A 25,815-nucleotide genomic window follows, 5' to 3' on the forward strand; every position below is an offset into this window, starting at 1 on the left:
TCAATTCGAAGGGGGGTATTGGTCGATCAGCGCGTTCTGGCGCCAGTTCAGACGGATCAGCGCCAGCGGGCCGATGGGCCTGACGCCGCGCCTGCGGTTGGCCGCGCCGATCGCGAACACCACGCGCTGCTTGGCGAACACCATGCGCAGGCCCTGCGCCAGCCCGATGTCCGGATCCCACGCCTGGATCGCTTCCGAGCCGGCGCCGTTCACTTCCATGATCGTGAAGCCGCGCCCCGCCGCCAGCTCGCTTTCGCTGGAAAAGCGCACGTCGAAGCGGCCGAAGTGAAACTCGGGCATGTCGCGCGCGATCGCGTCGATCGCCGCGGTCAGCTCCGGCGTGACCAGGCTTGCGCCGTCGCGGTACAAGCCGCCGACCCGGGTCGATCCGATGGTCGACAGCCGCACCACCTGGCCGCTGGCCGGCACGGCGTCGAGGTCGAGCGCGCTGGCGTGCGCCTTCGAGCCGAGCACGCGGGCGGCGCGCGCGTCGCCGGCAATCAGCTGGCCGAGCGTGGCGACGCCGTCCCCGAGCACGCGCGGGTAGTAGCGCAGCGCCAGCCCGATCAGCCGCCCTGCGCCGCTGGCCGGGTCGCGCGCATAGAACACGCCGGCCTCGCCCTCGTCGTCGAGGTATTCCTGCAGCACGAAGGTCTCGCCTGCCGGATACGCGGCTGCGTAAGCGCGCAGGGCGTCCAGCGAATCGAGCTTGCGCACGCCATAGCCGCACAGGCCCAGGTCGGGCTTGGCGACCAGTGGAAAGCTTAGCCGCGCCGCCTCCAGCGCCTGCTGCCATGCGGCGTCGGACCAGCCGTGCGCGTCGCGGATGCCGGCGTGGCGCGCGGTGGCGGCGCGAGCGCGTGGTCCCATCTGGTCGAAGTATTCGAGCTTGCCCTCCCCGACCAGTCCCCCGGCGGTAATGCGCGGATTGGCCGCCGTGGGCAGGGTCACGCTGGCGTGGCGCAGCGCCAGCCATGCCCACTGGAAGACGATCGGGACGCAGATCGCCCACTTCGGCATCCTCTCGAGCGCACCGCGCCGCACGGACGGGGGCGCGCAGGCGACGGATGGCCGTGAAGGCAGGCGGGGCGAATCGGCAAACATGCAGCGTCCTGGCGTGAAATATTTACATAAGGATTACACATCAGCACGGCCGGCTCTGTGCGCAGGCGAACAGATGTTGCATCCGGTCGCGCTGGACTATTTATCTCTTGATAGTTTCAGTTAGTAAAGTAGACTTACAAGTTCTCTACATATGCACACTGGATGGCATGTCCCCGCTTCAAAAGATATCCCGAATGCTGTTCGGCACCACGCCAAAAATGCGCCGCGTGCTCGCCTATTGGGCGGCCACCGCCATGTTGTACAGTTTTTGCTGCCTGATCGTCTGGCGCGAACTTGGCATGGGCGCCGCATCGCCCGAACTGGCGCGCGTGGTCGCCTCCGTGGGCATGGTGGGCGTGGCGGCGTTCTACGTCCTGCTGCGCGCCGCGCCCCAGCTGGGGATCGCCAACTGGAAGCTGGCCCTGTACCAGGCGCAGTTCGCGATCGTGTTCGACCTGGCGCTGTACGCGGTGCTCGACAACCTGCGCGGCTCGATCCTGATCGGAATGCCGGTGGTGATCGTGTTCTGCGCCTTTTCGCTGCGCCCGCGCCAGACCTTCTGGCTGGCGGTGTTCGCCATCGCCGCGCTGGCCGCGACCACGGCGGCGCTGGCCTACTTCGATCCGCGCCACCATTCCGTCTACCAGGAGAGCGTGCATTTCGCGCTGACCACGGTGGGCATCGTGTCGGTCACCGCGATCACAGGAGAACTGAGCCGGCTGCGCGCCCAGCTAGTCGACGCAATCGGCACGATCCGCACCCTGGCCACCACCGACGAACTGACCTTGCTGGCGAACCGCCGCCACATGAACGAGCTGCTCGACCTCGAACAGCAGCGCCGCGCCGCGCGGCCGAACGACGTGTGCGTCGCCCTGATCGACGTCGACTTCTTCAAGTCGATCAACGACCGTTTTGGCCACGCCGGCGGCGACGCCGTGCTGCAAAGCTTCGCCCGTGAAGCCGGCGCCTCGCTGCGCACCACCGACACGCTGGCGCGCTGGGGCGGCGAGGAATTTTTGCTGCTCATGCCCGACACCTTGCTCGACGAAGCGCTCGCCGTGATCGCCCGCATGGCCAGGCGCGTGGACGCCCTGCGCTTCCCTGCCATCGACCCGGACCTGAGGCTCACGTTCTCCGCCGGCGTGGCCGCCTCGCGCCCCAGCGAGCGCTTCGACGCGGCGATCCAGCGCGCCGACGAGGCCATGTACCGCGCCAAGGCGAACGGTCGCAATTGCGTGCTGGCGGCGTGAAGCGGCCAGCCCTGTCCATGGGCCTGCGCGCCCTCATCGCGGGCGCCTGCGCGCTGGCGTTGGCCGGCGCCGCGGCCCAGCCCCCGGAGCACGTGCAGATCCTGGTCGAAGATGCCGCCAGCCCGTGGTCCAACCACGACGGCGTCGGCTACGCCAACGACCTGGTGCGCGCCGCCTTCCAGGCCGCCGGCGTCACGGCCGACCTGGTCGTGGTGCCCTACGCGCGCTGCAAGTCGCTGGTGATGCAGGGCGGCGCGGTGGGCTGCTTCAGCATGTCGGCCTCGCCCGAACTGGCGAACCGGGTGCGCTTTGCCGACAAGCCCCTGTTCAGCGTCACGCCGCGCATCTACTACAACCCGAAACGCCGCGCGAAGCCCAGGTCGCTGGCCGACATCAAGCCAGGCATGCGCCTCGGGATCGTGCGCGGTTACGAATATCCGCCCTTCGTGGAGCAACTGGCCAGGCGCGGTGTGCTGCTCGACCGCGCGGAATCGGACGTCACCAACCTGCGCAAGCTGGCCGTCAACCGGCTCGATGCCGCCCTGATCATGACCGACGAGATGCGCAGCGCGGACCTGATCCGGCAGCAGGCCGGCGCCCGCGACATCGCATTCGCATTCCAGAGCCAGCCGATGGATTCGTTCATCGGTTTTTCCACCCGCCACGCCGACGGCGACGCGCAGCGGCGCCGCTTCAACGCCGGCTTCGAGACGATCAGTTCCAACGGCGTGCGCCAGACGATTCAGGCGCAGTGGAAAGCGCGCTGCGCCAAATTCTGTCCGGAATAGCAAGGTTTCCGGCGCCACAGGCCGCCGCGGCGCCATCCGTTGCCAACAATAATTGTTACGAAATGTGAGCGCCGGGTCCGGCGCCCGCGCGTACGCGCGCGTGGTCAATCCGGCATCGCCCCGCGGCCGCATTCACGCGCTTTCCCTATGAGACCGGTGCCGCGGGATTTGCGATCACGCCGCCTCATCTGAGCAAAGTACTACCGACGTTTGTTCGAATGCACAGACAAACGTTTTTGGGCCGCCGAACAGGCCCACTGTTCAATTTATTCCGGGAAATTAGTGACTTGCGGCAGTTTTCCCACGCCATTACTATCCGCTTTCCCGCAGTTTTCAAGCCCGTCCCGGCGAAGCGCTTCGCCATCCCTCCCTTTCAGATTGGACGCTCACGCATGAAGAGATTTCCATTGATTCCAGGTTCCGTCAGCACCTGCACCGGCCTGCGCCCGCTCGCGCTCGCCTTGGGCGCCGCGCTGGCCGCCATGATCGGCAGCGCCGGCGCGGCCGACTTCACGGACGGCGTCAACCAGTACGCACGCGGCCGCATCCTGGTCGAAGCGCGCGCCGGCCTGGCGGGCGACGACCTCGAAAAAATCCTCAAGGTCCACGGCGGCAAGCGCCGCAAGATCGGCCAGTCGAACCTGCACGTGGTGGAACTGCCGGCGGGCGTGTCGGAAGTGGACGTGGTCGAACAGCTGCGCCGCAACCCGGCGCTGCGCCACGTCGAGCTGGACCGCCGCGTCAGGAGCACGATGGCGGTGACCGATCCCTACATCGGCAGCGAGTGGCACATTCCGAAAATCGGCGCCAGCACCGCGTGGGACATCACCCAGGGCGCCGGTGTGACGATCGCCATTCTCGATTCGGGCGTGGACGGCGCGCACCCGGACCTGGCGCCGAACCTGGTGGCCGGCTACAACATGTACAGCAATAACACCGACACCTCGGACGTGTGCGGCCACGGCACCGCCGTCGCCGGCTCGGCCGCGGCGCGCACGAACAACGGCGCCGGTGTGGCCGGCGTCGCGGGCCAGGCGAAGATCATGCCGATCCGCGTCGCCTACTTCGACAGCGCCAGCGGCGGTTGCTACGCCTACACCAGCACGATCGCCGACGGCATCACCTGGGCCGCCGACCACGGCGCGCGCATCGCCAACGTCAGCTACGGTCCGCTGGCGGGAAGCGCCACCATCCAGAGCGCGGCGAACTACATGAAGAGCAAGGGCGGCCTGGTGTTCGTCTCGGCCGGCAACAACGGCGTGGACGAGAACATCACGCCGACCACCAGCCTGATCGCGATCTCGGCCACCGACGCGAACGACAACAAGGCCAGCTGGTCGAGCTACGGCTCGTTCGTCTCGCTGGCCGCGCCCGGCGAGAACATCTGGACCACCTCCAAGGGCGGCATCTACCAGGGCTGGAACGGCACCTCGTTCGCCAGCCCGGTCGCGGCGGGCGTGGCGGCGCTGATGATGGCGGCCAATCCGGCGCTGGACGGCGCGAAGATCGAGCAGGCTCTGTACTCGACCGCGGTGGACCTCGGCCCCGCCGGGCGCGACGCGAACTTCGGCTACGGCCGGGTGAACGCCGCCGCGGCCGTCAATGCCGTGCGCACGGCGCCGCCGCCGCCGGCCGACACCCAGGCTCCCACCTCGGCCATCACCTCGCCGGCGGCCAGTTCCACGGTCAGCGGCATCGTGACGGTCAACGTGGCCGCCAGCGACAACGTCGGCGTGGACCATGTGGAACTGAAAGCGAACGGCACCGTGGTCGGCACCGACAGCGCCAGCCCGTTCAGCTTCAGCTGGAATTCGGCCAACGTGGCCAACGGCATGAACACGCTGGTGGCGACCGCGTTCGACAAGGCAGGCAACGCCACCGCGTCGGCGCCGGTAGCGGTCAACGTGGCCAACACCACCACGCCGCCGGCCAAGGACACGACGCCGCCAGTGGTGAAGATCGACAACCCTACCGCCGGCACGGTCAGCGGCACGGTGTCGGTCAACGTCAGCGCCAGCGACAACAGCGGCGCCGCCGGCATCAGCGAGTCGCTGTACATCGACAACGCGCTGGTCGCCACCGGCAAGGGCGGCGCGCTGGCCTACAGCTGGCGCACCAGCCGCGCCGCGACCGGCGCGCACACCATCAAGGCCGTGGCGAAAGACGCCGCCGGCAACACGTCGAGCGTGTCGGTGACGGTGAACGTCACGCGATAAGCGCCACGCGCTAGCAAGCCTCGATGGGCGACGCACAGCAATGCCGTCGCCCATTTTTTCTACCCGTTTCCAGTGCGGCACGGGCCGGCGGACTCATGTTCGGCGGCCGAAAAACCGTCGTGCCCGCGCAGGCGGGCATCCATGCTGAGCATCTCGATGAGCTAAAGCACGCTCAGCATGGGTACCTGCCTCCGCAGGTATGACGGGCTAACTCAGATCCCGCCCACATTTTCGTGCCGGCTGCCACTTTCTTGAGCACGCCGATAAATAGGTCGGCCGTACTAGGGAACGCACCAAACAGATACCTGTTTTACCCACAGAATCTGTGGGTAAAGTTCAACAATATTAATCTTGCTATAAAAACCATAATTATGGGATTTTCTTCGGCAGCGCGTAGGCGATCACGTAATCGCCGGCGCGGGTGTTGGTCGAGCCGTGTCCGCCGACGGCCACCACCAGGTACTGGCGTCCGTCGGCGCCGGTGTAGGTCATCGGCGTGGCCTGCCCTCCCGCCGGCAGCCGGCTTTCCCACAGCTGGCGACCTGTGGTGACGTCGTAGCCGCGCACGTAGTTGTCCAGCGTGCCGGACAGGAAGGCGACGCCGCCGCCGGTGACCACCGCCCCGCCCAGGCTGGGCACGCCCATCCGGAACGGCAGCGGCAGCGGCGACAGGTCGCGCACGGTGCCGTTGCGGTGCTTCCACACGATCTTGCCGGCGGCCAGGTCCACGCCGGCAACGTACCCCCAGGGCGGCGCCTGGCAGGGAATCCCCAGCGGCGAGACGAAGGGATGCAGCTTCACCGCGAACGGCGCGCCGAAGTTCTCGTTCAGGGCCGGCAGGCTGCCTTTCGGCGAACCGCCTTGCTGCACCAGCAGCGCCTTGTCGTCCGGCCGCGGCACCAGCGTCGAAATGAACGCGAGGTACACCGGCGTGGCGAACGCAATCTGGCGCTGCGGATCGACCGCCACCCCGCCCCAGTTGAACACGCCAAAATTGCCCGGATGGATCAGCGAGCCGCGGACCGAAGGCGGCGTGAAGCGGCCGTCGTAGCGCACGCGCTGCAACGCGATGCGGCAGGCCAGCTGGTCGAGCATGGTGGCGCCCCACATGTCGCGTCCCGCCAGGCGCGGCGGATCGAACGACAGCTGCGACATCGGCTGGGTCGGCGCGCTGCGGTCGCCCTCGGCGGCCCCCTGCGGCGCCGGGACTTCGGCCACCGGCACGACCGGCTTGCCGGTGCGCCGGTCCAGCACGAACAATTCTCCCTGCTTGGTCGGCTGCACCAGCGCGGGCACCGCGGCGCCGCCCAGCGCCAGGTCAACCAGCGTCGGCTGCGCCGGCACGTCGTAGTCCCACAGGTCGTGGTGCACGGTCTGGAACACCCAGCGCACCTTGCCGGTGGCGAGGTCGAGCGCGACCACCGACGACGAATATTTTTCCACCGCGGCGCTGCGCCTGCCACCCCACTGGTCGGGCGGCTGGTTGCCCATCGGGAGGTAGACCATGCCGAGCGTTTCGTCCACGCTGGCGATCGACCAGCTGTTGGGCGAATTGGCCGTGTACTGGCGGCCGGCGCCGATCGGCGCGGTGTCGTCCGGATTGGCCGAGTCCCAGTTCCACACCAGCGCGCCGGTGTCGATGTCGAACGCGCGGATCACGCCCGACGCTTCGCTGGTCGAGACGTTGTCGAGCACCGTGCCGCCAACGATCACCAGCTTGCTGGTCACCACCACCGGCGAGGTCGAATAATATGCGCCGGGCCGGCGGTTCGGCATGTTTGCCCACAGGTCGATCTCGCCCTTGCCGCCGAATTTGGCGCACGGCTCGCCGTTTTCGGCGTCCAACGCCAGCAGGCGCCCGTCGGCGGTGGGCATGAACAATTTGGCTGCGCACCCGCCGCCGGCCACCGGTTCCGAGGACGGCGGCTGGTACGACAGCCCGCGGCAAGTCAGGTGCTGCAGCGCCAGCCCCGCCGGCAACTGGATGTCGCGGCGCCACAGCTGGACGCCGCTGGTGGCGTCGAGCGCCACCACCGACTGGTGCGGCGTGCACAGGTACAGGCGCCGGCCGGCCTTCAGCGGCGTGACTTCGAATGTCGTTTCCGCCGGGTCGCCCGGCCTGCCGCGCAGGTCGCCGCTGCGGTAGCGCCACGCTTCGCGCAAAGCGCCGACATTTGCCGGGGTAATGTCGGCAAGCGGCGAATAGCGCTGGCCGTAGGCAGTGCGGCCGTAAGCGCGCCATTCGCCGGGCGGCACCGCCTGCGCGGCGGCGTCATTCTGCCGGGCGACGGCCGGCGCTGCCGGCAAGGCGCCGGCGATGTCGTACGGGTCGCGCGTCAGCGCCACGCCGCCCGCCACCACGCACGCCGCCAGCACGGCGCACAACGCCAGCGCGGAGGCGCTGCGCAGCGAGGGGGCGCCGGGGCGGTCCAGGCCGCGCCGCACCCAGGGCGATATCAGCAGCAAGCCGATGACGAACGGCAAGTCGAGGCGCGCCGTCAGCGGCCACCAGTCCAGGCCGCTTTCCCACAGTGCCCACGCCAGCGTGCCGCCAAGCAGCAGCGCATGGGCGCCCAGCGCGGCAGCCGAGCGGGCCAGCACCAGCGCGCCGCCGGCGCACATCAGAATGCCAGCCGCAAGGTAGTAGGCGCTGCCGCCGAGCGCGATCAGCCAGGCGCCTGCCAGCGCAATGCCGACGCCGAGGATCGCCAGCAGCGCACCGGTGCCCGCAATCAGCGGGGAACGCGAATCGGGATGCATCGGCGGCTCCTTTTATTTTTCTGCCCATGCGTTTGACGCCGCCGCGCCCCATTTCGTTCGCGCTATTTCAGCGTTTGCCTCTCCGAGTCGTAACCATTGCGGTTCGCGGAACGCCCTATAATCGGGCGCAACAGAAATCGACAGGAACAATCATGAAGCACCGCCTTTCCTTCGCCGTGCTGCTGGCGGGCATCGCCGGCAGCGCCCTCGCCGACGAAACCGCCGCGGTCACGCCCTACCGCCCTTCCGTCTCCACGCCGGCGCAACTGCCCGCCGTGGGCCAGCTCGAATATGAGGCCGGCTTCCTGGACGCGCGCGGTCACGGCGAGCGGCGCGACAGCATGCCGGTGCTGTTCAAGCTGGCGTTCTCCGAGCAGTGGGGCGTGTTGTTCGGCGGCGACGCCTACGTGTCCTCGCGCGACGCCGACGGCACGCGCGCACGCGGGCTGGGCGACACCCAGATCACTCTCAAGCGCGCCTTCGTCATCGACAGCGCCACGGCGTTCGGCCTCGAGTTCGGCGCCAAGCTGCCGACCGCCAAAGACAGCATCGGCAGCGGCAAGGCCGACTACACGGTCAACACCATCTACAGCCATGACATCGGCAAGGTCCACATGGACGCCAACGCCAACCTGACGCGCCTGGGCGCGCAGGAAGAAGGCGCCAGCCGCAACCAGTACGGCCTGTCGGCCTCGTTTTCCGTTCCGGTATCCGGGCAATGGGCCGCGACGGCGGAGTTGTCCGGCACCCGCCGCGCCGGCGCCGAGCGCACCGCCCAGGTGCTGCTGGCGGCGGCCTGGAGTCCGACCAAACGCCTGACCATCGACTTCGGCGTGGCGCACGGATTGACGTCGGCGACGCCCGAATGGTCGCTGTTCTCCGGGCTGGTGGTGCCGCTGACGCAGTTCCGCTAGGGCTCGGTCAACGCGAAGCGCACAGCTTTTTCCAGCGTTTCCAGGCTGAACGACACGTCGATCGGCACATCGTTGAGGAAGAAGCTCGGCGTGCCGCGCAAGCCGAGGCGGACGCCCGCGGCGTGGTGTTCGCGCACCCGCTGCAGGTAGACGTGGTCGGCCAGCTCGGCCCGGAAACGCGTCATGTCCAGCTCGATCGCTTCGGCGTCGCGCATGATGCCCGCCTGCGACATGTGCATGGTCTGGCGAAACAGCAATTCGTGCATCTCCCAGAACTTGCCCTGCGCCGCCGCTGCCTCGGACGCCTCGGCCGCCAGCTCGGCATGGGGGTGCGCAGCCCCATCGGGAAAGTGGCGGAACACGAAGCGGATCTGCTCGCCGAACGCATCGAGCAGGTGCTTCACCTCCAGCTGGGCCTGCATGCAGCGCGGACACTCGTAATCGCCGTATTCCACCAGGGTCACCGGCGAATACACGCTGCCGGCTTCGTGCTCGCTGCCCGGCAGGCCCGCGGGGTGGACCGGGTCGCCGTTGTCGTCAATCTCGTCGTTCATATTGCACCCTCCTTTACTGTACCGAGCCAGGCAAAGGCGCAGCCGGCCGCCGCCAGCGCCGCCACGCCCGACGCCACCGCCACCAGCCGGAACGCCGCCTCCAGTTGCACGCCGCGCGCCGCCAGCAGCAATCCCAGCAGCGACGTCGCCACCAGGCCGCCCGAACGCGCCACCGCGCTGTTGAAGCCGGACGCGACGCCCGTGTGCTTCGCATCGACACCGGCCAGCACCGCGGTCGTCAGCGGCGCGACGGCGCCGGCCATGCCCAGCGAAATGAGCAGCAGCGCCGGCAGCGTGGTGCTCCAGTATGCGCCGCCCTCGCCGATGCGCGTCGCGAGAAAGAATCCGCAGGCGACCACCAGCGGCGCGACCGACAGCGGCAGGCGCGGGCCGGTGCGCGCCGCCAGCTTGCCCATGGCCGAGGAGCCGAGCGCGATCACGATCGGCAGCGGCAGCAAGGCGGCGCCGGCCGCCGTGGCCGAATAGCCGCCCGCCTCGATCAGCACGAACGGCAGCGCGACCAGCAGCGCGCCCAGGGCGCCGTAGAGCAGGAAGGTCAGCAGGTTCAGGCCGACGAAGCTGGGCGATGCGAACAGGCCGAGCGGCAGCATCGCGCCTTCGCCGGCGCGCGCTTCGGCGAACAGGAACGCCGCCAGCACCGCCAGGCCGGCGCCCATCGCGGCAAGCGCCGCGCCGCTGACGCTCGCCGCGGCCGACGCCGACGTCAGGCCCCAGGTCAGGCTGGCCAGGCCGATGCTCGCCAGCGCCGCGCCGGCCAGGTCCAGCGGCTGGCTGGCGTGCGTAGGGTCGGCCGGCAGCGAGCGCGCGCCGAGCCACACGGTGAGCGCGGCGATCGGCAGGTTGATCAGGAAAATCGCGCGCCAGCCGAACAGGTCGATTAGTTGGCCGCCGAGCAGCGGCGCGATGGCGCCGCCGGCCGCGCCCACCGCTGCCCAGATGCCGACCGCTTTGCCGCGCGCTTCGCCGGCGAAGCTGGCGCCGAGGATCGCCAGGCTGGACGGCATCAGCATCGCCGCGCCGCAGCCTTGCAGCACGCGCCCGGCGACCAGCCAGGCCAGGCTGCCGGCGGCGGCGCACAGCAGCGAGGCCAGCGCGAACAGCGCCACGCCGAGCAGCAGGACGCGTTTGCGGCCGAAGCGGTCGCCGGCGGCGCCCCCGAGCAGCAGCAGCGCCGACAGCGGCAGCAGGTAGCCGTTGACGATCCAAGACAGCCCGGCGCCGTGGGCCTGCAGGCTGCGTCCGATGGCGGGCAGGCCGACGTTGACGACCGAGCCGTCGATGAAGGCCAGGCTGGACGCAAGGATGGTGGTGATGAGTATGCGCGTGGCGCCGCCGCCGGCCGGCGCGTGCGTGCATGGCATCGCTTCGGCCAGGGCGCGGTCGCAGGCGGGAGGCAGCGCGGAACTCATCGGGAGGAAGGTGATCGGGCTCGAATGCTTCATGATAGGTGAAACAGCACGATTCTGCCGGCGTGCGCGCTCAGGATGGGGTCAGGTCCGCGGGACCAGACCACGATGCCGGACGGAGCCGGGGTCTGGTCCCGCGGACCTGACCCCATTTTTGATGGCCCGAACAAGTTAAAATATCACTTTCACCATTTTCGCAAAGACAGCAGCGCATGAATTTCGAACACGACGATCACGAAGACAGTCCGGCCACCCAGGCCGCGCGCGCCGCCGCCGCTTCGCGCAGCACCTGGGTCAGCGTGGCCGTCAATATCGCGCTGTCGGCCCTGCAGATCGGCGTGGGCGTATTCTCGAAATCGCAGGGCCTGATCGCCGACGGCATCCATTCGCTGTCCGACCTGGTGGCCGACTTCGTCGTGCTGATCGCCGGCCATCACAGCAAGAAAGACGCCGACGAGGACCACCCGTACGGCCACCAGCGCTTCGAGACCGCCGCGTCGCTGGTGCTCGGCGCCCTGCTGCTGGCCGTCGGCGTGGGTATGCTGTGGTCGGCCTTCGTCAAGCTGCAGTCGCCCGCCAGCGTGCCGCAGGTGCATGCGGTGGCGCTGTGGGTCGCCGGCGCCGCGCTGGTCGCCAAGGAATCCCTGTTCCGCTACATGATCGCCATCGCCAAGCGCGTCAAGTCGAGCATGCTGGTGGCCAACGCCTGGCACGCGCGCTCGGACGCCGCCTCCTCGCTGGTGGTTGGCATCGGCATCGCCGGCAACCTGGCCGGCTACCCGATCCTCGACCCGATCGCCGCGCTGATCGTCGGCTTCATGATCGGCAAGATGGGCTGGAGCTTCGGCTGGGACGCGCTGCACGACCTGATGGACCGCGCCGTCGACGAGCGCGAAGTCGAGGCGATCCGCGCAACGCTGGTGGACACGCCGGGCGTGAAGGGCGTGCACGACATCCGTACCCGCAAGATGGGCGACATGATCGTGGTGGACGTGCACCTCGAAGTCGATGCCGCCCTGACGGTCGAAGACGGCCATGCGATCGCGGTCGCGGCGCGCCAGCGCGTGCTGCAGCGGCACCGGGTGCTGAACCTGATGACGCACGTCGATCCCTGGCGCCGGGACGACCTGGACCACCGCGCGGTGGCCGCTTCGTCCTCCGCCTAGAACGATGAGGCCATCATGCCGGATCCCGCCCTGCAAGACGATGGCCTGAGCGAAGACGAAGCGCGCCGGCGCCTGCTCGCGGACGGCGCCAACGAGCTGCCGCGCTCGCGCCCGCGCAGCGTGCTGCGGCTGCTGCGCGATATTGTGGCCGAACCGATGTTCCTGCTGCTGGTCGCCTGCGGCGCCGTGTACCTGGTGCTGGGCGACCGCGGCGAAGCGCTGATGCTGCTCGGCTTCGTGTTCATCGTCATGGCCATCACCTTTTTCCAGCAGCGACGCACCGAGCGCTCGCTGGAAGCCTTGCGCGACCTGTCCAGCCCCCGCGCGCTGGTGCTGCGAGATGGCCAGCAACGCCGCATCCCCGGCCGCGAACTGGTCTGCGGCGACATCGTGCTGCTGGCCGAGGGCGACCGCGTGCCGGCCGACGTGGTCCTGACCGAGGTGGCCAACCTGACGGTCGATGAATCCATGCTGACCGGTGAGTCGGAGCCGGTGCTCAAGCAGTCGCGAGGCGACGCGGCGTTTTCCGGCACGCTGGTCACGCAAGGCACGGCGCGCGCGCGCGTGACCGCCACCGGCGAGCGCAGCGCGCTGGGACGCATCGGCGCGTCGCTGTCTGCGCTGGGCGCCGAGAACACGCCGATCCAGGACGAGACGCGCGTCATCGTCAAGCGCGTCGCGCTCGGCGGCATGGCGCTGGCGGCCATCCTTGCGCTGGCGTGGTGGGCGCTGCGCGGCGACTGGCTGGGCGGCCTGCTGGCCGGGCTGACGCTGGCGATGGCGATCCTGCCCGAGGAGCTTCCGGTCGTGCTGACGCTGTTCCTCGGCCTGGGCGCGTGGCGCCTGGCGCGCGAGCACGTGCTGGCGCACTCCATCCCCGCCATCGAGCTGCTCGGCGCGGCAACCGTGCTGTGCGTGGACAAGACCGGCACGCTGACCGCCAACCGCATGGCGCTGCGCCGCCTGTGGAACGCGCAGGCAGAGTACGACGCGGCCCAAATTTCATGCGGCGGCGACAAACCCGGGGTCAGGTCCGCCGGACCTGCCCCCAGTCCTTCTGCGGCGGCGTTGCAGGAAGAGCTGCACGGCCTGCTCGAATACGCCGTGCTGGCCAGCCACCGGCGCGCCTTCGATCCGATGGAGTCGGCCATCGGCGAAGCCGGCGCGCGCCTGCTGGCCGACACCGAGCACCTGCACGCCGACTGGCGGCTGGTCGAGGACTATCCGCTGTCGCGCGAGATGCTGGCGATGTCGCGCGTGTGGGAGTCGCCCGACGAACAGGAGCTGATGATCGCCGCGAAAGGCGCGCCCGAAGCCATCGTGGACCTGTGCCACCTCGACGCCCAGGCGGCGCAGCGCATCGCCGCGCAAGTGGCCGCGATGGCCGCCGACGGCCTGCGCGTGCTTGGTGTGGCGCGCGCCACCTTTCCCGCCGCGCTGCGCCTGCCCGGCATCCAGCACGATTTCGAGTTCGCCTTTCTCGGCCTGGTCGGGCTGCAGGACCCGGTGCGGCCGGACGTGCCTCCGGCCATCGCCGAATGCCGCGACGCCGGCATCCGCGTGGTGATGATCACCGGCGACCACCCGGCCACCGCGACGGCGATCGCGCGCGCGGCCGGCCTGGCGACGGACGGCGCTCCGGTGACCGGCGCCGAGCTCGATCTGCTCGACGACGCCGCGCTGGCCGCGCGGCTGGGGCACACGCATGTGTTCTGCCGCGTTCGGCCGGAGCAGAAGCTGCGGCTGGTGCAGGCCTTCCGCGCGCGCGGCGACATCGTGGCGATGACCGGCGACGGCGTCAACGACGCGCCGGCGTTGAAGGCGGCCCACATCGGCGTGGCGATGGGCGCGCGCGGCACCGATGTCGCGCGCGAAGCGGCCGACCTGGTGCTGGTCAACGACGATTTCGCCTCGCTGGTGCTGGCCGTGCGCCACGGCCGCCGCGTGTTCGCCAACCTGCGCAAGGCGATCGCCTTCGTCGTCGCGGTGCACGTGCCGATCGTCGGACTGTCGCTGGCGCCGGTGATGCTGGGCTGGCCGATGCTGCTGATGCCGGTGCACATCCTGTTCCTGCAACTGATCATCGACCCGGCGTGCTCGGTGGTGTTCGAGGCCGAACCGATCGAGGCCGGCGCCATGAAGGCTGCGCCGCGCGCGGCCGACGCCCGCCTGTTCGACTGGGAGATCCTGCTGCGCGGCCTGGCGCAAGGCGGCGGCCTGCTGCTTGCGCTGTTCGCCGTGCATGCGCTGGCGCTGCGCCACACCGGGTCCAACGACCTGGCGCGCGCGGTCACCTTCACCGCGCTGGTGCTGTCGAACATCGGCCTGATCCACGCCAACCGCCACTGGCAGTTCGGCGCCCGGACCGGCGAACGCGCGGCGGGCCTCAATCGCTACTTCAGCTGGATCGCCGGCGCGGCGCTCGCGCTGCTCCTCGCCGTGCTGTTCGTGGCGCCGCTGGCGCGCCTGTTTTCCTTCGGCCAGCCGGGATGGGAGTGGCTGCTCGCCGCGGCCGGCGTCGCCGCACTCGCCACCTGGTGGTTCCTCGCCGTCAAGCGGCTGCAGCAGCCGTTTCAGCACAGGCGGCCGCGGCATTGACCTTGTCGGATCGCCGCCACAGCTATCGTGCGGCGCGCGATCCCCGTACCGAAAAGGTCTAGTATGAAATCCGGGGGGCGCCGCGCCTGGCGCTTCACTTTCGGGAAGACTCCAATGACAACGCCCGGAACTAGCACACTTCGCAACCTTGCGCAGCGCATCGGGTTCGCGCTGCTGTTGCTGCAGGCCTTGCTCTCCTCCGCGCATGCGATGCCGGTGTTCGCCCGCCAAACCGGCCAGCAATGCGCTACCTGCCACGCCGGCGGCCAGTTCCCGGAACTGACTCCATTCGGCCGCACCTTCAAGCTGACCGGCTACACGCTGGGCCAGCGCGCCGCCGTGCCGGTCGCGCTGATGGCGGTGGCCAGCTTCACCAGCACGAAGAACACGGTCAGCGAGCAGCCATCGGTCGATTTCGCCAAGGACGCCGTCGCGCTGTTCCAGACCGGCAGCGTCCTGTTCGGCGGCAAAATCACCGACAAGCTCGGCCTGTTCGCCCAGGTCACCTACGACAACTACGCGAGCCAGGACCCGGTCACCTTGAAGTGGAAGGGCCATTCGCACGCCGACAACATCGACCTGCGCTACGCGACCCGCTGGTCTCGCGGCGGCCATGACTGGGTTGGCGGAATCACGCTCAACAACAACCCCACCGTGTCCGACCTGTGGAACACCGCGCCGGCGTGGATCCAGTATGTGCCGACCGGATTCGGCTTCACCGGGCCTGCCGCGCAGCCGATCGTGGCGCAACTGGGACAGCAGGTGGCAGGCCTCGGCGCCTATACGCTGTGGGCCGACACGGTCTACGCGGAGCTGGCCGGCTACCAGACCACCCGCGGGCCGCTATCGATTCTCGCGGAAGGCAACCCGGTCGAGACGCGCCTGCGCGGCACCAGTCCGTACTACCGCGTGGCGCTGACGCATGACTGGGGCCGGCACAATGCCATGATCGGCTTGTTCGGGCTCCACGCCGACGTGTACCAGGACCCGGCGATATCGGCCGGGCCCACCACGCGCTACCGGGACACGGGCATCGACGCCCAATACCAGTATCTCGGGGAGATGCACACGGCCACTGCGCAACTGAGCTACGTGCGCGAGCGCATCCGCGGCGGCGACCTTGCCGGCATTGCCAGCAATGCCTCCGATACGCTGCGCCAGTTGCGCATGAAGGGCAGCTACATCTATCGCGCCAAACTCGGCGCCGGACTCACTTTCTTTAACACATCGGGGTCGGCCGACGACACCCTCTACCCCGGCCTGCAGGACGACGGCGCCGGCAACCTGACGCCGATCGCAATCAACGGCAGCCGCACAAACCGCCCCGACACCCGCGGCTGGATTCCCGAAGTGTTCTGGACACCCGAACAGCACGTGCGGATCGGGGCGCAATATTTTCGGTTCACCCGCTACAATGGCGCGTCCACCAATTACGACGGCGCCGGCCGCAATGCCGCCGGCAACAACACGCTGTTCGTCTACCTGTGGGCTGCCTACTGACGATGCCGTAGCGCCTGAAGGGCTGCGGGCAACCACCTTTTTTGGAGCGCTTGCATGCAGATCCCGGTGAACGAGCGTTACGGCGCGATGGCCCAAACCTTCCACTGGCTCACCGCAATCCTGGTGCTTGCCGCCTTCATCCTCGGCCCGGGTGGCGACGAGCTGCGCGTGTATCAGCCGGGGCGCGACGCCGGCCGCCAGCTTCACGAAACGCTGGGCCTGTGCGTGTTCGTGCTCGCCCTGCTGCGCATGGTTTGGCGCGCGGTGGCGCCGCGGCCGCAGCCGGTTCCGGTGGCAAAGTGGATGGGCGTGGCGGCGGCGCTGGTGCAGTACGCGCTGTACGTGCTGCTGTTCGCGCTGCCGCTGACGGCGATTGCGGGCGCCTGGCTCGAAGGCCATCCGCTCACTTTGCTGGGCGGCCTGCAGATCGCCCCGCCCTTCGCGCCATCGCACGGCATCGGCGAGGTGCTCGCCGAAACGCACGGCTGGCTGGGCGATGCGATCATGTGGCTCGCCGGGCTGCACGCCGGCGCCGCGCTATACCATCACTTCATTGCCGGGGACGGCGTGCTGGTATCGATGCTGCCGCGCTGGCTGCCGCTGCGGCCGAAACGTTAGGACTCGCTTCATTGCGCATGCGTCATCGCCCACAGCGTCGACGCGCGCTTGCCCGTTCCGCAGTAGGCCAGGATGGGCTTGGGCAAATCGGCCAGCAGCGCCGCGAACAGCCTGACATCGGCTTGCGAAATGGCGCCGGCGACCACCGGCAGGTGCTGCGTCCGCAGCCCCAGCTCGCGTGCCTGCGCCGCGATCAGCGCGAACGCCGGCTGGCCGGCCGCCTCGCCATCCGGCCGGACGCAGACGATGCTGCGAAAGCCGCGGCCGCGGCAATCGGCCAGGTCTTCAGGGTTGAGCTGCGCCGATACCGACAGCGCGTCGGTCAGTTGGTCGATCTTCATACCGGTTCCTCTCCATTGATCGTTGGGCTTCGCCGACATTATATTTGAAAATATAATGTAATGACATATAATGAAAAAATTCTCCGATCCGGGCGCGCCATGACCACAGATTCCGAACCATTCGACCCCGCCGCCATGCAGGCTGCGGCCGCGCAGGCTTGCGGCTTGCTGAAGGTGCTGGCCAATCCGGACCGGCTGCTGCTGCTGTGCCAGCTGGCGCAGGGAGAACTGCCGGTCGGCCAGCTGGAAGCGCTGACCGGCATCCGCCAGCCCACCCTGTCCCAGCAACTGGGCGTGCTGCGCGAAGAGGGACTGGTCCACACCCGGCGCGAAGGCAAGCAGATTTTCTATAGCGTCGCCAGCGCCGAGGCGATGCAGGTCCTGCAAGTGCTCTATGCGCTGTACTGCCCACCCACCAAAAGGAGCAAGCCATGATCGACTGGAACCACTTCACGCCCTGGGCGTCGCTGGCCGGCGGCGCGCTGATCGGCCTCGCCGCCGCGCTGTTCATCCTGTTCAACGGCCGCATCGCCGGCATCAGCGGGATCCTCGGCGGCCTGCTGCGCCCGCGCCCCGGCGACGTCGCGTGGCGCCTCGCCTTTATCGGCGGCCTTGCCGCGGCGCCGCTGGCCTGGTCGCTCGCCGCGCCGCTGCCGCAGGTGCAAATCGACGCCGGCCCGGCCGCGCTGATTGCCGCCGGATTGCTGGTGGGCGTCGGCACCCGCTACGGATCGGGCTGCACCAGCGGCCACGGCGTGTGCGGCGTCTCGCGCCTGTCGCCGCGTTCGCTGGCCGCCACCGGCGCCTTCATGCTGGCCGGCTTCATCACGGTATTCGTCGTCCGCCACCTGCTCGCTTAAGGAGAACACCATGCACCTCATCGTTGCGGCCTTCGTCGGCCTGCTGTTCGGCATCGGCCTGATCGTCTCAGGAATGACCGATCCGGCCAGGGTGATCGGCTTTCTCGACCTGGCCGGCGCCTGGAATCCGTCGCTGGCGCTGGTCATGGCCGGTGCGATCGCCATCGGCGCCGTCGCATTTCGCGTCGCCGGCGCGCGCACCGACTCCCTGCTTGGCCATCCGATGCGGCTGCCGGCGGCGTCCGCCATCGACCGCCGCCTGGTGCTGGGCAGCCTGGTGTTCGGCGCCGGCTGGGGACTGGCCGGCTTCTGCCCCGGCCCCGCCCTCGCCTCGCTCGCTGCCGGAAGCGTCAAGCCGCTGATCTTCACTGCGGCGATGGTGGCCGGCATGGGAGTCTTCGAGCTGTTCGAGCGACTGGCCGCGCGCCGGAGCCAAGCGGCGTAGAGGCGCGCTGGCCGGCCGGCTGGCCACTTGATATCATCGCGAAGTCGCTAATAGAAGAACCCATGACATGAACATCAATCCCATCCAGCTGTTCGACGCCGCGTCGTCGACCTTCACCTATATTTTGTCGGCGCCGGGCGACAGCGCGGCGGTGATCATCGACCCGGTCGACCACCACTGGCGGCGCGACCTCGACCACCTGAAGCGGCTGGGCCTGGACCTGGCCTACATCCTCGAGACCCATGCGCACGCCGACCACGTGACCTCGGCCGGCCGGCTGCGCGATCTGACCGGCGCCAAGGCGGCGGTGCCGTCGGGCTGCGGCATCGCGCCGGCCGAAGTGCAGCTGGCCGACGGCGACGTGATCCGCTTCGGTAACGGCGAGCAGATCCTGGTGCTGCACACGCCCGGGCATACGGCCGGCAGCATGAGCTACGTCTGGCGCGGCAATGTGTTCACCGGCGATACGCTGCTGATCGACGGCTGCGGCCGCACCGATTTCCAGAGCGGCAGCGCCGAGGATCTGTACGACAGCGCGATGAACAAGCTGTTCGTGCTGCCCGACGCCACCAGGGTGTGGCCGGCGCACGATTACAAGGGACAGTCGGTGTCGACCATCGGCTGGGAGAAGCGCCACAACGCACGGCTGGCAAATCGCAGCAAGCAGGAGTTCGTGCAGCTGATGGCGGCGCTGGATTTGCCGCGGCCGAAGCTGATGGACATCGCCGTGCCGGCCAACCAGAACCTCGGGCTGCCGCACGGCGGGTAGCGAGCTCCCGCGCCGGCGACAAACCCGGGGACTCGGCGTCCCCGTCGCTCCGCCGGACCTGACCCCAGTCCCTGGTCCGCGGCGCGTGAAAAAAAGGGGTCTGGTTCTGCGAACCTGACCCCATTTTGTGCGCGATCCTGAAAATGGGGACTAGGCGTCCCCGTCGCTCCGCAGAACCAGACCCCGGCTTTATTTAATTTCCAGCGCCCGGTTCAGGCTCAGCGCCGCCAGCGAGCACACCGCGCCCGACAGCAGGTACAGGCCGACATACACCAGGCCGAACTTGGCCGCCAGCGCCAGCGCCACCAGCGGCGCAAAGCCCGCGCCCACCAGCCACGACAGGTCGGAGGTGTAGGCCGCGCCGGTATAGCGGTAACGCGCCGGGAAATTCGCCGTCACGGCGCCGGCCGCCTGGCCGTACGACAGCCCCAGCAGCGCAAAGCCGACCAGGATGAAGGTGTTCTGCCCGGCGTCGCCGCTGTTGATCAGCGAAGGCACGAAGAAACTGAACACCGCGATCAGGGCCGCCAGCGTGCCCAGCGTGTTGCGGCGCCCCAGCTTGTCCGCGATCAGGCCCGACAGGACGATGCCCACGCCGGCAATGGCCGCGCCGTAGATCTGGATTTCGAGGAAGCCGGTCACCGAGCGCGCCGAATACAGCCGGATCCAAGACAGCGGGAACACCGTGACGACGTGGAACAGCGCATAGCTGGCCAGCGCGGCCAGCGCGCCAATGATCACGTTGCGGCCCTGGTTGCGGGTCATTTCGCCGAACGGGGTCGGCTCGAGTTCGCGTTCTTCGAGCAGGTGCGCATATTCATTAGTGGAGATCAGGCGCAGGCGGGCGAACAGCGCCACCACGTTGATGGCGAAGGCGACGTAGAACGGGTAGCGCCAGCCCCACGCCAGGAAGTCGGAAGCGCTGGTGTCGGACAGCAGATACCAGAACACGCTTGCGGCGATAATGAATCCCACCGGTGCGCCGAGCTGGCCCAACATCGCGTACCATCCACGACGGTTCTCAGGCGCATTCAGGGCGAGCAGCGACGGCAAGCCATCCCACGAACCGCCCAGTGCCAGGCCCTGCCCGACACGCAGCAGGGCGAGCAGCAGGATGGCTTTGGTGCCGAGGGTGGCGTAAGTAGGCAGGAATGCAATGCCGGCAGTCGAAATTCCGAGCAGGAACAGCGCGATGGTCAGCTTCACCTCGCGACCGTAGCGGCGCTGGATTGCCATGGAGATCGCCGTGCCGATCGGTCGTGCAATAAAGGCAAGCGAAAAGATCGCGAACGCATACAAGGTGCCGGTCAGGCTGTCGACGAAGGGGAAAAATACCGACGGGAACACCAGCACCGACGCGATCGCGTAGACGAAGAAGTCGAAATATTCCGAGGCGCGCCCGATGACGACGCCGACGGCGATTTCGGCCGGATCGATCGCGGAGTGATCCGCATTGATCCTGCGTGTATCGTCGTAGATCGTCGGGAAGTCGTGGGGAACTCCGGAGGATGGGATGTGTGTGCCAGTCATACGATGCATCTCCTACTTTGTTATATGTGGTTCTTACGCCTCAAGCTTATCGCAAGGCCAACCGCAGGGTAGGACAATTTGTCCAATCGTGCGGTGGACCCGGACAATATAAACTAACAAGCTCCCGCCTACTACGATCGCAATTTATCGCATGAATCACTTACTCGTTCGTCGCTTACTGCTCCTGGCGCCCCTCGCATTGCTTTCGGCATGCGAATCGGTCGTCATGAAGCCCTCAGGCGATATCGCTGCACAAGAAGCCCGTCTGGTGGTCGTCTCGACCGCCCTGATGCTGCTGATCATCGTTCCCGTTATCGCCCTGATTGTCATCTTCGCATGGCGCTATCGCAAAAACAACACCCAGGCCACGTATACGCCGGATTGGGATCATTCCACCAAGCTCGAACTGGTCATCTGGGGCGCGCCGCTCCTGATCATCATCGCGCTCGGCCTGATCACCTGGATCAGCACCCACGTGCTCGACCCGTATCGTCCGCTCTCGCGCATCGACGCCCAGCGTCCGCTGGCGGCGAACCACAAGCCGATGGTCGTGGAAGTGGTGGCGCTGGATTGGAAATGGCTGTTCATCTACCCTGAGCAGGGCATCGCCACGGTCAACGAACTGGTTGCCCCGGTCGATACGCCGATCCAGTTCAAGATCACCGCGTCGAACGTGATGAATTCGTTCTACATCCCCGCGCTGGCGGGCCAGATCTACGCGATGCCGGGCATGGAGACCAAGCTGCACGCGGTCATCAACAAGGCGGGCGTGTTCGACGGTTTCTCGGCCAACTACAGCGGCGCCGGCTTCTCGCACATGCGCTTCAAGTTCCACGGCAAGGACCAGGCCGGCTTCGACGCCTGGGTCAAGGAAGTCAAGGGCGGCGCCACGGCGCTCGACCGCGCCTCCTACGTCGTGCTGGAAAAGCCGAGCGAGAAAGAGCCGGTTCGCCACTACAACGCCGTCGCCGGCGACCTGTACGAAGCGATCCTGAACCGCTGCGTCGAGCCAGGCTCGATGTGCATGAACCAGATGATGTCTCACGACGCCATGCGCAACGGCGAGAAGCCGGTATCGGCGGCCGTCATGAAGACCCCTGCCATGCTGGCCGAATCGGCCAAAGAAATTTGCACCACGCCATCCACTTCCGTGAAGAACACCAATGCAAGAACATACTGACCTGATGAAGCTGCTGCTCGGGCGGCTTTCCTGGGAAGCGATTCCCTACCACGAGCCGATCCTGCTCGTGACCTTTGCCATGGTCGCACTGGGCGGCGCCGCGCTGCTCGGCGCGCTGACCAAGTTCCGCCTGTGGGGCCCGTTGTGGCGCGACTGGGTGACCAGCATCGACCACAAGAAAATCGGCATCATGTACATCATCCTCGGCCTGGTGATGCTGCTGCGCGGCTTCGCCGATGCGCTGATGATGCGCGCCCAGCAAGCCATGTCGTTCGGCGATAACGCCGGCTTCCTGCCGCCGCACCACTACGACCAGGTCTTCACCGCCCACGGCGTGATCATGATCTTCTTCGTCGCGATGCCGCTGGTGACGGGCCTGATGAACTACGTCGTGCCGCTGCAGATCGGCGCGCGCGACGTCGCCTTCCCGTTCCTGAACAACTTCTCGTTCTGGATGACCGCATTCGGCGGCGGCCTGACCATGGTCTCGCTGTTCGTCGGCGAATACGCCAAGACCGGCTGGCTGGCCTATCCGCCGCTGTCGGGCATCATGCAAAGTCCGGACGTCGGGGTCGACTACTACATCTGGTCGCTGCAGATTGCCGGCGTAGGTACCCTGCTCTCCGGGGTCAACCTGATCGCCACCATCGTCAAGATGCGCGCCCCTGGCATGTCCATGATGCGCATGCCGGTGTTCACCTGGACCGCGCTGTGCACCAACGTGCTGATCGTGGCAGCCTTCCCGATCCTGACCGCCGTGCTGGCCATGCTGTCGATGGACCGCACCGTCGGCACCCACTTCTTCACCAACGACCTTGGCGGCAACGCCATGATGTACGTGAACCTGATCTGGATCTGGGGCCACCCGGAGGTCTACATCCTGGTGCTGCCGATCTTCGGCGTGTTCTCCGAAGTGGTCTCGACCTTCAGCGCCAAGCGCCTGTTCGGCTACACCTCGATGGTGTATGCGACCGTCGTGATCACCATCCTGTCCTACCTGGTGTGGCTGCACCACTTCTTCACCATGGGTTCGGGCGCTTCGGTCAACTCGTTCTTCGGCATCACCACGATGATCATCTCGATCCCGACCGGCGCGAAGATCTTCAACTGGCTGTTTACCATGTACCGCGGCCGCATCCGCTTCGAGCTGCCGATGATGTGGACCATCGCGTTCATGATTACTTTCGTCATCGGCGGCATGACCGGCGTGCTGCTGGCCGTTCCATCGGCCGACTTCGTGCTGCATAACTCGCTGTTCCTGATCGCCCACTTCCACAACGTGATCATCGGCGGCGTGGTGTTCGGCGTGTTCGCCGCGATCAACTTCTGGTTCCCGAAAGCGTTCGGCTTCAAGCTCGACGTCTTCTGGGGCAAGGTCTCGTTCTGGTGCTGGGTTGTCGGCTTCTACCTCGCCTTCATGCCGCTGTACGTGCTCGGCCTGATGGGCGTGACGCGCCGCATGAGCCACTTCGACGATCCGTCGCTGCAGATCTGGTTCATCATCGCCGCCATCGGCGCCGCGCTGGTTGCCTGCGGTATCGGCGCCATGCTGGTGCAGTTTTTCGTCAGCTTCCTGCGCCGCAAGGAACTGCGCGACGTGACCGGCGACCCATGGGGCGGCCGCACGCTGGAGTGGTCGACCTCATCGCCACCGCCGGACTACAACTTCGCGTTCACCCCGCACGTGTACGACAACGACACTTTTGCCGACATGAAGGCGAACAACTACCAGCGTCCGCGCACCGGCTTCCTCGACATCCACATGCCGAAGAACACCGGCGCAGGCTTCATCATTTCGCTGTTCTGCTTCGCGGTCGGCTTCGCGCTGATCTGGCAGATCTGGTGGCTGGCGATCGTCTCGTTCATCGGCGTGATCGCTTCGACGATCGTCCATACCTTCAACTACAAGCGCGATTACTACATCCCTGCGGCCGAAGTCACCCGCACGGAAAACGCCTACTCACAACTGCTTGATGCCCATGTCTGAGATGACCATTAATACTTCGGGCGCCGCGCCGTCCGACCCTAGCGCGCGCTTCTGGGTGCGCGAACACCACCCGGAAAACGGCACCCTGCTCGGTTTCTGGATGTACCTGATGAGCGACTGCCTGGTGTTCGCCAGCCTGTTCGCCGCCTACGCGGTCCTGGGCCGCAACTACGCCGGCGGCCCGACCGGCTCCGAGCTGTTCGACCTGCCGCTGGTGGCCGTCAACACGACGCTGCTGCTGCTGTCGTCGATCACCTACGGCTTCGCCATGCTCGAAATGCAAAAGGGCAAGATGAAGCTGGTGCTGGTGTGGCTGGCGATCACGGGCCTGTTCGGCGCCGGCTTCCTCGGCATCGAGCTGTTCGAGTTCCATCACATGATCGCCGAAGGCGCCGGCCCGCAGCGCAGCGCGTTCCTGACCTCGTTCTTCTCGCTGGTCGGCACGCACGGCCTGCACGTCACCTTCGGCATCGTCTGGCTGGTCACGCTGATGTTCCAGCTGAATAAACACGGCCTGACGCACGAAAACAAGCGCCGCTTGATGTGCCTGTCGATGTTCTGGCACTTCCTGGACGTCATCTGGATCGGCGTCTTCACCTTTGTCTACCTGATGGGAGTGCTGCCATGAGCGCGCATCATAACGACGGCCACGGCCACCACGATCACCACGACGCCAATGTGCCGCACTCGACCCTGAAGGGTTACGTGACCGGCTTCATCCTGGCCGTCATCCTGACCGCGATTCCGTTCTGGCTGGTGATGGGCAAGAAGATCGATTCGTCCGCCACCATGGGCTTCGTCCTGCTCGGCATCGCCGCGGTGCAGGTGGTCGTTCACATGATCTACTTCCTGCACATGGACGGCAAGGTCGAAGGCGGCTGGTCGATGCTGGCCATGGTCTTTACGATCATGGTGGTGGTGGTCATGCTGAGCGGCTCGCTCTGGGTGATGTACCACATGAACCACAACATGATCCCCGGCGTGATGCCGGCGGAGATGGTCCATCAATGAACGGACCTGAGGGTGCAGGCTTGCCTGCGCCCCGTTCTGCCCGCGTGAAGCTGGCCGCGGCGGCGCTGATGGCGCTGCTGTGTGCCGGCTTCCTTGCATTGGGCACCTGGCAAATTTTCAGGCTTCAATGGAAGACCGCGCTGATCGCGCGCGTCGACCAGCGCGTGCATGCGGCGCCCATCGCCGCTCCCGCCCCGATCTCCTGGTCGCGGCTGGGCAAGGACCAGGACGAATATCGCCACCTGCGCCTGCGCGGACACTTCCTCGACGAGCTCGGCACCCTGGTGCAGGCGTCCACTGTACTTGGCAGCGGCTACTGGCTGCTCACCCCTTTCTGCAGCGAAGACGGCGGGATCGTGATGGTCAACCGCGGCTTCGTGCCCGCTTCCACGCCGCGCCATGCGGGCAGGCGCGGCGCCGGCTGCGGCGGCGCGGCCGCGACGCAGGACGTCACCGGCCTGCTGCGCATGAGCGAGACCGGCGGCGGCTTCCTGCGCGATAACGACGCGCGCGCCGACCGCTGGTATTCGCGCGACGTCAAGGCCATCGCCGCCGCGCGCGGCCTGGCCGAGGTGGCGCCCTACTTCGTCGACCAGGACGCCGCGGCCACGCCGGCCGAAGGCGCTCCCGTGGGCGGCCTGACAGTGATATCCTTCAACAACAACCACCTGGTGTACGCGCTGACCTGGTTCGCGCTGGCCGCGATGGCGGCCGCCGGCTGCGTGGTGTTCGCCCGCGACGGGCGCCGAACCGAAGGACCAATTTGAGCGGAGAAGCACAGTGATCGCACCGACAGC

Annotated in this window: 23 protein-coding genes; 17 read left to right on the forward strand and 6 right to left on the reverse strand. The window is 67.5% G+C overall.

Annotated elements, in window-relative coordinates; all coding sequences use genetic code 11:
* Complete coding sequence (locus tag Q4S45_RS10950; RefSeq protein ID WP_305511837.1) at positions 1-1,104, reverse strand: hypothetical protein; 1,104 nt, start codon at positions 1,102-1,104, stop codon at positions 1-3.
* Between the two features lie 167 nt (positions 1,105-1,271).
* Here Q4S45_RS10950 and Q4S45_RS10955 point away from each other — a divergent pair, with 167 nt between their 5' ends.
* The 3 genes from Q4S45_RS10955 to Q4S45_RS10965 all read left to right on the forward strand — a co-directional run bounded on the left by Q4S45_RS10955 (position 1,272) and on the right by Q4S45_RS10965 (position 5,358).
* Positions 1,272-2,354 (forward strand): GGDEF domain-containing protein, encoded by a 1,083-nt coding sequence (locus tag Q4S45_RS10955; RefSeq protein ID WP_305511839.1) that lies wholly within the window; start codon positions 1,272-1,274, stop codon positions 2,352-2,354.
* Positions 2,351-3,142: an ABC transporter substrate-binding protein gene (locus tag Q4S45_RS10960; protein WP_305511841.1), complete on the forward strand. Its 792-nt coding sequence runs from the start codon at positions 2,351-2,353 to the stop codon at positions 3,140-3,142. The genes Q4S45_RS10955 and Q4S45_RS10960 overlap by 4 nt, the downstream gene beginning before the upstream one ends.
* Positions 3,143-3,534: 392 nt before the next feature.
* Complete coding sequence (locus Q4S45_RS10965; RefSeq protein ID WP_305511843.1) at positions 3,535-5,358, forward strand: S8 family serine peptidase; 1,824 nt, start codon at positions 3,535-3,537, stop codon at positions 5,356-5,358.
* A 369-nt stretch (positions 5,359-5,727) separates the two neighbouring features.
* On the opposite strand, the gene Q4S45_RS10970 is transcribed toward Q4S45_RS10965, so the two are convergent.
* Complete coding sequence (locus tag Q4S45_RS10970; protein ID WP_305511845.1) at positions 5,728-8,118, reverse strand: membrane-bound PQQ-dependent dehydrogenase, glucose/quinate/shikimate family; 2,391 nt, start codon at positions 8,116-8,118, stop codon at positions 5,728-5,730.
* Positions 8,119-8,270: 152 nt separating this feature from the next.
* On the opposite strand from Q4S45_RS10970, the gene Q4S45_RS10975 reads away from it, so the two are divergent.
* Positions 8,271-9,032, forward strand: a complete 762-nt coding sequence (locus tag Q4S45_RS10975; protein WP_305511848.1) for a transporter — start codon at positions 8,271-8,273, stop codon at positions 9,030-9,032.
* On the opposite strand, the gene Q4S45_RS10980 is transcribed toward Q4S45_RS10975, so the two are convergent.
* Both Q4S45_RS10980 and Q4S45_RS10985 read right to left on the reverse strand, forming a co-directional pair.
* Positions 9,029-9,586: a thioredoxin domain-containing protein gene (locus Q4S45_RS10980; protein WP_305511850.1), complete on the reverse strand. Its 558-nt coding sequence runs from the start codon at positions 9,584-9,586 to the stop codon at positions 9,029-9,031. The two genes, Q4S45_RS10975 and Q4S45_RS10980, sit on opposite strands and share 4 nt — an antisense overlap.
* Entirely contained in the window at positions 9,583-11,049 is a 1,467-nt protein-coding gene (locus Q4S45_RS10985; protein ID WP_305511853.1) for an MFS transporter, read from the reverse strand. The genes Q4S45_RS10980 and Q4S45_RS10985 overlap by 4 nt, the downstream gene beginning before the upstream one ends.
* Before the next feature lie 176 nt (positions 11,050-11,225).
* Here Q4S45_RS10985 and Q4S45_RS10990 point away from each other — a divergent pair, with 176 nt between their 5' ends.
* The 4 genes from Q4S45_RS10990 (at position 11,226) to Q4S45_RS11005 (ending at position 16,895) form a co-directional block, all read left to right on the forward strand.
* On the forward strand, positions 11,226-12,179 hold the full coding sequence (locus tag Q4S45_RS10990) for a cation diffusion facilitator family transporter (RefSeq protein WP_305511855.1): 954 nt from the start codon (positions 11,226-11,228) through the stop codon (positions 12,177-12,179).
* A gap of 15 nt (positions 12,180-12,194) precedes the next feature.
* Positions 12,195-14,777 (forward strand): cation-translocating P-type ATPase, encoded by a 2,583-nt coding sequence (locus Q4S45_RS10995; protein WP_305511857.1) that lies wholly within the window; start codon positions 12,195-12,197, stop codon positions 14,775-14,777.
* Between the two features lie 114 nt (positions 14,778-14,891).
* Positions 14,892-16,277 (forward strand): cytochrome C, encoded by a 1,386-nt coding sequence (locus Q4S45_RS11000; RefSeq protein ID WP_305511859.1) that lies wholly within the window; start codon positions 14,892-14,894, stop codon positions 16,275-16,277.
* A 54-nt stretch (positions 16,278-16,331) separates the two neighbouring features.
* A complete protein-coding gene (locus Q4S45_RS11005; protein ID WP_305511861.1) occupies positions 16,332-16,895 on the forward strand; it encodes a cytochrome b in 564 nt (187 codons plus the stop codon).
* A gap of 8 nt (positions 16,896-16,903) precedes the next feature.
* Here Q4S45_RS11005 and Q4S45_RS11010 read toward each other — a convergent pair whose 3' ends face one another.
* A complete protein-coding gene (locus tag Q4S45_RS11010; RefSeq protein ID WP_305511862.1) occupies positions 16,904-17,236 on the reverse strand; it encodes a TIGR01244 family sulfur transferase in 333 nt (110 codons plus the stop codon).
* A 99-nt stretch (positions 17,237-17,335) separates the two neighbouring features.
* Here Q4S45_RS11010 and Q4S45_RS11015 point away from each other — a divergent pair, with 99 nt between their 5' ends.
* From Q4S45_RS11015 to Q4S45_RS11030, 4 genes are all read left to right on the forward strand, one after another.
* Entirely contained in the window at positions 17,336-17,671 is a 336-nt protein-coding gene (locus Q4S45_RS11015; RefSeq protein ID WP_305511864.1) for a metalloregulator ArsR/SmtB family transcription factor, read from the forward strand.
* A complete protein-coding gene (locus tag Q4S45_RS11020) occupies positions 17,668-18,096 on the forward strand; it encodes a YeeE/YedE family protein (RefSeq protein ID WP_305511866.1) in 429 nt (142 codons plus the stop codon). The genes Q4S45_RS11015 and Q4S45_RS11020 overlap by 4 nt, the downstream gene beginning before the upstream one ends.
* Positions 18,097-18,106: 10 nt before the next feature.
* Positions 18,107-18,541, forward strand: coding sequence for a DUF6691 family protein (locus tag Q4S45_RS11025; protein ID WP_305511868.1), 435 nt, complete (start codon positions 18,107-18,109; stop codon positions 18,539-18,541).
* Positions 18,542-18,608: 67 nt separating this feature from the next.
* Positions 18,609-19,310 (forward strand): MBL fold metallo-hydrolase, encoded by a 702-nt coding sequence (locus Q4S45_RS11030; protein ID WP_305511870.1) that lies wholly within the window; start codon positions 18,609-18,611, stop codon positions 19,308-19,310.
* A gap of 189 nt (positions 19,311-19,499) precedes the next feature.
* Here Q4S45_RS11030 and Q4S45_RS11035 read toward each other — a convergent pair whose 3' ends face one another.
* Complete coding sequence (locus Q4S45_RS11035; protein WP_305511872.1) at positions 19,500-20,840, reverse strand: MFS transporter; 1,341 nt, start codon at positions 20,838-20,840, stop codon at positions 19,500-19,502.
* Positions 20,841-20,991: 151 nt separating this feature from the next.
* Between Q4S45_RS11035 and cyoA the strand changes: the two genes are divergently transcribed.
* The 5 genes from cyoA to Q4S45_RS11060 are packed head-to-tail and all read left to right on the forward strand — an operon-like array spanning position 20,992 to position 25,785.
* Positions 20,992-22,020, forward strand: coding sequence for a ubiquinol oxidase subunit II (gene cyoA / locus Q4S45_RS11040; RefSeq protein ID WP_305511873.1), 1,029 nt, complete (start codon positions 20,992-20,994; stop codon positions 22,018-22,020).
* Positions 22,004-24,007, forward strand: a complete 2,004-nt coding sequence (cyoB, locus tag Q4S45_RS11045) for a cytochrome o ubiquinol oxidase subunit I (RefSeq protein WP_305511875.1) — start codon at positions 22,004-22,006, stop codon at positions 24,005-24,007. Before cyoA ends, cyoB begins: the two co-directional genes overlap by 17 nt.
* Complete coding sequence (cyoC, locus tag Q4S45_RS11050) at positions 24,000-24,635, forward strand: cytochrome o ubiquinol oxidase subunit III (protein ID WP_305511877.1); 636 nt, start codon at positions 24,000-24,002, stop codon at positions 24,633-24,635. The genes cyoB and cyoC overlap by 8 nt, the downstream gene beginning before the upstream one ends.
* The gene (gene cyoD, locus Q4S45_RS11055; RefSeq protein ID WP_305511879.1) at positions 24,632-25,018 is read left to right on the forward strand and encodes a cytochrome o ubiquinol oxidase subunit IV; all 387 of its coding nucleotides are present in this window, start codon (positions 24,632-24,634) and stop codon (positions 25,016-25,018) included. Before cyoC ends, cyoD begins: the two co-directional genes overlap by 4 nt.
* Positions 25,015-25,785 carry an SURF1 family protein gene (locus Q4S45_RS11060; protein WP_374046092.1) on the forward strand — a complete coding sequence of 257 codons (771 nt, stop codon included), beginning with the start codon at positions 25,015-25,017 and terminating at the stop codon, positions 25,783-25,785. Before cyoD ends, Q4S45_RS11060 begins: the two co-directional genes overlap by 4 nt.
* Positions 25,786-25,815 lie beyond the last annotated feature (30 nt).

Source organism: Massilia sp. R2A-15 (assembly GCF_030704305.1).
Lineage (GTDB): Bacteria > Pseudomonadota > Gammaproteobacteria > Burkholderiales > Burkholderiaceae_D > JAFCUW01.

What these genes read in the sequence shown, in the direction of transcription:
- Q4S45_RS10955 (WP_305511839.1), top strand. Translation starts at nt 1,272, where the DNA reads ATGTCCCCGCTTCAAAAGATATCCCGAATGCTGTTCGGCACCACGCCA.
- Q4S45_RS10975 (WP_305511848.1), top strand. Translation starts at nt 8,271, where the DNA reads ATGAAGCACCGCCTTTCCTTCGCCGTGCTGCTGGCGGGCATCGCCGGC.
- Q4S45_RS10970 (WP_305511845.1), bottom strand. Translation starts at nt 8,118, where the DNA reads ATGCATCCCGATTCGCGTTCCCCGCTGATTGCGGGCACCGGTGCGCTG.
- Q4S45_RS11000 (WP_305511859.1), top strand. Translation starts at nt 14,892, where the DNA reads ATGACAACGCCCGGAACTAGCACACTTCGCAACCTTGCGCAGCGCATC.
- Q4S45_RS11010 (WP_305511862.1), bottom strand. Translation starts at nt 17,236, where the DNA reads ATGAAGATCGACCAACTGACCGACGCGCTGTCGGTATCGGCGCAGCTC.
- Q4S45_RS11030 (WP_305511870.1), top strand. Translation starts at nt 18,609, where the DNA reads ATGAACATCAATCCCATCCAGCTGTTCGACGCCGCGTCGTCGACCTTC.
- Q4S45_RS11005 (WP_305511861.1), top strand. Translation starts at nt 16,332, where the DNA reads ATGCAGATCCCGGTGAACGAGCGTTACGGCGCGATGGCCCAAACCTTC.
- Q4S45_RS10950 (WP_305511837.1), bottom strand. Translation starts at nt 1,104, where the DNA reads ATGTTTGCCGATTCGCCCCGCCTGCCTTCACGGCCATCCGTCGCCTGC.
- cyoB (WP_305511875.1), top strand. Translation starts at nt 22,004, where the DNA reads ATGCAAGAACATACTGACCTGATGAAGCTGCTGCTCGGGCGGCTTTCC.
- Q4S45_RS11060 (WP_374046092.1), top strand. Translation starts at nt 25,015, where the DNA reads ATGAACGGACCTGAGGGTGCAGGCTTGCCTGCGCCCCGTTCTGCCCGC.
- Q4S45_RS11015 (WP_305511864.1), top strand. Translation starts at nt 17,336, where the DNA reads ATGACCACAGATTCCGAACCATTCGACCCCGCCGCCATGCAGGCTGCG.
- Q4S45_RS11025 (WP_305511868.1), top strand. Translation starts at nt 18,107, where the DNA reads ATGCACCTCATCGTTGCGGCCTTCGTCGGCCTGCTGTTCGGCATCGGC.
- Q4S45_RS10965 (WP_305511843.1), top strand. Translation starts at nt 3,535, where the DNA reads ATGAAGAGATTTCCATTGATTCCAGGTTCCGTCAGCACCTGCACCGGC.
- Q4S45_RS10990 (WP_305511855.1), top strand. Translation starts at nt 11,226, where the DNA reads ATGAATTTCGAACACGACGATCACGAAGACAGTCCGGCCACCCAGGCC.
- cyoD (WP_305511879.1), top strand. Translation starts at nt 24,632, where the DNA reads ATGAGCGCGCATCATAACGACGGCCACGGCCACCACGATCACCACGAC.
- Q4S45_RS10980 (WP_305511850.1), bottom strand. Translation starts at nt 9,586, where the DNA reads ATGAACGACGAGATTGACGACAACGGCGACCCGGTCCACCCCGCGGGC.
- Q4S45_RS11035 (WP_305511872.1), bottom strand. Translation starts at nt 20,840, where the DNA reads ATGACTGGCACACACATCCCATCCTCCGGAGTTCCCCACGACTTCCCG.
- Q4S45_RS10985 (WP_305511853.1), bottom strand. Translation starts at nt 11,049, where the DNA reads ATGAAGCATTCGAGCCCGATCACCTTCCTCCCGATGAGTTCCGCGCTG.
- cyoC (WP_305511877.1), top strand. Translation starts at nt 24,000, where the DNA reads ATGTCTGAGATGACCATTAATACTTCGGGCGCCGCGCCGTCCGACCCT.
- cyoA (WP_305511873.1), top strand. Translation starts at nt 20,992, where the DNA reads ATGAATCACTTACTCGTTCGTCGCTTACTGCTCCTGGCGCCCCTCGCA.
- Q4S45_RS10995 (WP_305511857.1), top strand. Translation starts at nt 12,195, where the DNA reads ATGCCGGATCCCGCCCTGCAAGACGATGGCCTGAGCGAAGACGAAGCG.
- Q4S45_RS11020 (WP_305511866.1), top strand. Translation starts at nt 17,668, where the DNA reads ATGATCGACTGGAACCACTTCACGCCCTGGGCGTCGCTGGCCGGCGGC.